Origin of the sequence: Mesorhizobium sp. M2A.F.Ca.ET.037.01.1.1 (genome assembly GCF_003998075.1) — a bacterium.
GTDB lineage: Bacteria > Pseudomonadota > Alphaproteobacteria > Rhizobiales > Rhizobiaceae > Mesorhizobium.
On sequence record NZ_RZSA01000583.1, the window covers coordinates 1 to 4,306 of the forward strand.

4 protein-coding genes and 1 pseudogene are annotated in these 4,306 nt (G+C 63.0%); 2 read left to right on the forward strand and 3 right to left on the reverse strand.

The window, feature by feature from the left end:
* Nucleotides 1-268 precede the first annotated feature (268 nt).
* Nucleotides 269-820 (reverse strand): group 1 truncated hemoglobin, encoded by a 552-nt coding sequence (locus EOA27_RS24710; protein WP_126078107.1) that lies wholly within the window; start codon nt 818-820, stop codon nt 269-271.
* A gap of 340 nt (nt 821-1,160) precedes the next feature.
* Between EOA27_RS24710 and EOA27_RS24715 the strand changes: the two genes are divergently transcribed.
* Nucleotides 1,161-2,645, forward strand: a complete 1,485-nt coding sequence (locus tag EOA27_RS24715) for an FAD-dependent oxidoreductase (RefSeq protein ID WP_348526950.1) — start codon at nt 1,161-1,163, stop codon at nt 2,643-2,645.
* Between the two features lie 97 nt (nt 2,646-2,742).
* On the opposite strand, the gene EOA27_RS24720 is transcribed toward EOA27_RS24715, so the two are convergent.
* Together EOA27_RS24720 and EOA27_RS24725 are read right to left on the reverse strand one after the other, a co-directional pair.
* Entirely contained in the window at nt 2,743-3,177 is a 435-nt protein-coding gene (locus tag EOA27_RS24720; RefSeq protein WP_126078105.1) for a hypothetical protein, read from the reverse strand.
* 113 nt (nt 3,178-3,290) lie between these two features.
* Nucleotides 3,291-3,716: an SgcJ/EcaC family oxidoreductase gene (locus EOA27_RS24725; protein ID WP_126078104.1), complete on the reverse strand. Its 426-nt coding sequence runs from the start codon at nt 3,714-3,716 to the stop codon at nt 3,291-3,293.
* Between the two features lie 184 nt (nt 3,717-3,900).
* On the opposite strand from EOA27_RS24725, the pseudogene EOA27_RS24730 reads away from it, so the two are divergent.
* Nucleotides 3,901-4,306, forward strand: a pseudogene (locus EOA27_RS24730) (septum formation inhibitor MinC); the annotation flags it as partial.

The following is a 4,306-nucleotide window of genomic DNA, read 5'->3' on the forward strand; positions in this document are numbered from 1 at the left end:
CGCCGAAATTGCGGGCATCGAAGCCGGGATCGCGCGAGGCGAGCTCGGCGGCGTCCCAGATGGTGGTGGAGGGCAGGGCGGCGCGCAAAGCGGCGATGAGGGAGGCGGACATGCGAAGGCTCCGGGGCGGGAAGCGATATTCTATAGAGGAACCGGAGCCTCCGAGTCACGGAGCTTACCGAAGAGCCCGCGCGAAGACAGCGCCATCCAAACCCGTCACCGGGCTGGGCGCGAGATCGGCAAAAAAGACGCGCCTGACGGTCTGGCGTCAGCCCTTTTTGGCAAAGCCGGCGGTAACCTCGTCCTTGTGCGCAGCGAAGGCCTTCAGGACCTCCGACTTTTCGGCCTCCGGCACCTTGAAGTGGTCTAGGGTCCGCCCCAGTTCCGCCGCGACCTCGTCGAATTCCGCCGGAGAGATCCGCAAGTCGCGATGCGCCTCCTCGAGGCCGAGCGGCGTCGCGCCGGGCCTCGTGGCCACGAACTTATAGGGGCCGCCGGAAACGTCGCAGACCCACAGCGTGCGCATGAATTTGAGGCCGGGGAGCCGTTCAAGGTTCTTGGTGTGCCATTTCCGTAGCTGTGGGTTCTTGGACTTCTTGCCGACAATGGGATTCTTCACTACGGCGTCGCTGAAGTAATCCACCACCGCGGCGATGGCGAACACGCCCCCCAACCGCTCGTACAGGCTTTTGTCAGGCGTGGTTTGCTTGTTCTGCGCGCGCGCCATGTCGGCCGGCAATACAGCGGTCGATGCGGCGGCCACCGTCAGCCCTGCGACGACACATCGTCTTGTGAAAAAGGTCGAAACAGCCGTTGTCATCTCTGGTTCCCTTTGAGGTTATGCCAGAGCAAGCCGCGGCCTGTCTGGCGGCGACAATGAGTTAGATCTTCGGATATGTCCACTTTGCCTTACCTGGCATCGTCTGAGAAACTAACGAGTCCCCAGTGCCAAATATTCCGGTCGAGGCCTGTTTCATGGCCACGCCAGTTTAAAGACCCGCGCTAGCGCGTCGTCCAGGTTCAGGAACATTCCGCGTCGAACGGAGTTTGAAACGACGGCCCCCGCTCGCAGTGGCCAAGATCGGTCGATGAGGCGAGCTTATGTCGTCTCGGTGAGAAATGCGATGAACGTCAGCGGCGAAGCGACCAGATCTTTTTGGATGCTCGATACCAGCTTCCCCAGCGCTCCCCGCCTCGAACAGGACGAGCAGTGCGACGTGGCCGTCATCGGAGCCGGCATCGCCGGAGTTTCCGTCGCCTACGAGCTGGCCTTGGCAGGTCGCAAGGTGGTGCTTGTGGATCGCGGCCCTCTGCTCGGCGGCATGACTTCCCGCACGACCGCCCATTTGGCGCCCATCTGCGATGACGGTTTGAGCGCTCTGGTTAAGATGCGCGGCGAGGCCCTCGCGCGCGGATTTCAGGAAAGCCAGCAAGCCGCCGTCGACTGTATCGAACAGCATGTCGGCAGGCTGGAGATCGACTGCGACTTCCGGCGGCTGGACGGCTTCCTTTTCCCCGCCGCCTGGATGGATGAGAAAGAGGCCGCCAGAGAATGCAACAAGGAATATGCCGCCGCGGCAAAGATCGGCGTCGCGGTTGAGCATGGCAAGGGTGTAGCGCTCAAGGGCCATGAAAAGGCGCCCATCCTGCGCTATCCGAACCAGGCCACTTTCCATCCGCTGAAATATCTTCGCGCGCTGCTCGCCGATTTCCAGAAGCGAGGCGGCAAGGCATTCACCGATAGCGCCGTCGTCGAAATCGAGGAGGGAACGCAGGTTCGCCTGAAATGCGACGGCGGCTCCACCATCACCGCTTCGAACGCGGTGTTCGCCACCAATTCGCCGATCAACACCTGGGTAAAGATCCATAGCAAGATGGCGCCTTACCGCACCTATGCGATGGCTTTCGACATTGAAAGGGGAATTCTTCCCGACGCGCTCTACTGGGACATGGACGATCCCTATTATTATGTCCGACTCAATCCCGGCCCCAGCGAGACCGACTGTCTCATTGCCGGCGGCCGCGATCACAAATCGGGCGAAGCCGATGACGGCGAGGCTCGCTTTACTGCGCTCGAAGCCTGGATCAGGGCATTGGTGCCCGATCTTGGCAGAGAAAGAGCGAGATGGTCCGGTCAGGTTCTCGATACGATCGACTATTGCGGCTTCATAGGCCGCAGCCCCGGCAACGGCAACGTCTTCATCGCCACCGGCGACTCCGGACAGGGCATGACGCACGGCGCATTGGCCGGACTGCTGATCCGCGATTTGATCGTGGAAGGATCGAACCCCTGGGAAGCCGTGTACGCCCCGGACCGGACGCCGCCCGCAGCCTTTGCGCAATACGTCAATGAGAACCTCACGACGGTGAAGAACCTTGCTGGCTATTTGCTGCCCGGCGAGATCAAATCGGCTGACGATCTCAAGCCTGGTGAAGGCGGCATCCTTCAGGACGGCTTGAGCAAGCTCGCCGTATGTCGCGACTGCGACGGAACGCTGCACCGGCATTCGGCGAGCTGCACGCATCTGGGCTGCATCGTGCATTGGAATTCCACGGAGCAGTGCTGGGATTGCCCCTGCCATGGCTCGCAGTTCTCGCCAGACGGAACCGTCCTCAACGGGCCGGCGATCCGGCCTTTGGCCTAGCCCGGCGGGAGAGGCTTGACCGCTGCAATTCGCCCAATATTCGTCGGTTATAGCGCCCCAGCCACCGGCTCCGATTGTTCTGTTTCGTAGGATTCGCCTATCCCACCCAAACCGAGCACCCGACCTTCTGCCCTGTAGCGCTGTCCCGCACAACCTTCGCATCCACGCGCTGCAAGCCCACCCGGTTGGCCCGCACTTCCTTGCTCGCGAGATAGGCCGGATCGCCCACTTCCCAGTGGTAGCGTGTGTTGGCGGGCGCCCGCGTCCAGGTGAATTTCGAGAGGTAGGCCACCTGTCCTGGCGTGGTGTCGGCGAAGCGGCAGTCGATGGTGGCGGGCATCAGGCCCTTCGCGGCCATCGCGTTGACGACCTTGTCGGCGTCGGCCGTCGCCAGCCATTGGTCGATGCCGCTCGTCTGGTATGCATCTATGCCTGTCGGCTGGTGCGTCATGCATCCTCCCAGCAACATCAGCGCCGCCAGTGCCGTGCCTGCCTTGCCTGCTCGCCTGCAGTCTTCCCGATAAATGCCCATTGCCCGTCTCCTTGTCCCTGAAGAGTGGAAAGTCCCGGGCGGGATGGTGCTCGGCTGCAGATCGCCTGTATATTAGCCGCTTCACATGCGCGACTCGATCGGGCTTGGCCGTTCTATCTGCTTGCGCGGGCAGGGGGAGCGATCGCGCCTGGGACGATGTCGGTGTTCTGGGCCACCTTGATCCGCCATCCAAGCTGTTCCTTCTTCACCACCAGAAGCAGGATGCCTTCCCGCGTTCCGGCGGGCGAGCCGTCCGGGGCGGATGCGCCGGTCAGGGTCCATCTGTAGTGCACCGATCCGAGGCCGGGAGACAGCTCGACGACCGACGCGGCGACACCCTCAAGCCGGCTGTCGCGAAACATGGTCTTGTGAGTCGCGCGGTGCGCCGCTTCGATCTCGGCCCGGTCTTTCCACCACATGCCAACGACATTGACGAAATTGGCGTCCTCGCAAAACAGCGCCGCGAAGTCGTCCATGTCATGCTTGTTCCAGGCATCGGCGAAGGCGGCCGCGGCGTCCTCGGGCTTGCTGATCTCCATGACATGATCTCCCTTGCTTTCCGCCAGGCTGGGGTGAGACGATAGCGGCATCGGCAGGCCCTGTCACCGTGCGGCCACAGAACTTGGCCGCGCCACTTCCTTAACGGCCCTGATCCCCAAAATTAACCTTTTGTTAACCATTCGCCCGGCACCCTTTAACCATTGAGTAAGGATTCGCCTGGACGTGACCTTCGCCGCCCCCCTGCACAACAAATCGATCCGCTTCCGCGCCCGTTCCTTCGTCGCTTTCACGCTGACGCCGGAGGCGCCGATCGCCGACTGGCTGGAGGGGCTGGATCGCTGGATCGCCAACTCGCCGGGCTATTTCAACGGTCGCCCGGTGGTGCTGGATCTCAACCTCCTCCAGCCGGGACCGGAGGAGATCGGCGCGCTGGTCGGCGTGCTCGGCTCGCGCGGCATCCGCGTCTATGCCATCGAGCTGGAAGGCGCCGAGCTCGGGCCTGAGCTGCCGCCGCTCTTGGCCGGCGCCAAGGAGGCGACCGCCGAGGGGCTGCTGGGCCGGGCCGCGCGCAAGGCGCGGGCCGAGGAATTGGAAGTCGTCGCCGGGGAGCAGGCTCAGGCGGCTGGAG

Excerpts from the sequence above, each read along its gene's own strand:
- EOA27_RS24710 (WP_126078107.1), bottom strand. The coding sequence starts at position 820 with ATGACAACGGCTGTTTCGACCTTTTTCACAAGACGATGTGTCGTCGCA.
- EOA27_RS24715 (WP_348526950.1), top strand. The coding sequence starts at position 1,161 with ATGCTCGATACCAGCTTCCCCAGCGCTCCCCGCCTCGAACAGGACGAG.
- EOA27_RS24720 (WP_126078105.1), bottom strand. The coding sequence starts at position 3,177 with ATGGGCATTTATCGGGAAGACTGCAGGCGAGCAGGCAAGGCAGGCACG.
- EOA27_RS24725 (WP_126078104.1), bottom strand. The coding sequence starts at position 3,716 with ATGGAGATCAGCAAGCCCGAGGACGCCGCGGCCGCCTTCGCCGATGCC.